The sequence below is a fragment of the Allobosea sp. ASV33 genome, assembly GCF_016428755.1.
GTDB lineage: Bacteria > Pseudomonadota > Alphaproteobacteria > Rhizobiales > Beijerinckiaceae > Allobosea.
The window spans coordinates 1-439 of sequence record NZ_JAELTI010000206.1; the positions used below are offsets into that span (position 1 = coordinate 1).

Here is a 439-nt window from a genome sequence, read left to right on the forward strand (position 1 = left end):
CGCCTGGACCTCGATCGGATCGAGCAGGTAGGTGCTGCGGCTTCCTAGCCCCTTGTCGGCAAACATCGCCGTCATCGGCTGCTCCTTGCGGCGTCAGGCCGCTTCGCGATTGCGATCGGTCGAGAACAGGCCAGCGAGAGCCGCCAGGACCGTACGAGGATCGTCAGATGTCAGGAGGCTGCGGCGCAGCTCCGGATCGGGTTCACAGCCATCGGCCAGGGCGTCGTCGGCATAGGCGGCCAGATGCTTGCGGGCGTGGCGCACGCCATGCGCGATACCCATCAAGGCCAGCAGCCCCTCGTAATGCTCGCAGGCCAGCGCAAGCTTCTCGGCCAAAGAGAGCGGCCGGAATGCGCGCCCGTCGAGCGCCGCACCGATCTCGCCGACCAGCCAGGGCCGGCCGAGCGCGGCGCGCCCGACCATGACGAAATCGGCGCCG

General features: G+C 68.8%; 1 protein-coding gene. It reads right to left on the reverse strand.

Going from position 1 to position 439, the window contains the following annotated elements; all coding sequences use genetic code 11:
• Positions 1 to 93: 93 nt before the first annotated feature.
• Positions 94 to 439 (reverse strand): tRNA-dihydrouridine synthase (locus JHD80_RS27130; protein ID WP_199093682.1); only part of this gene is annotated, 346 nt, incomplete at its 5' end.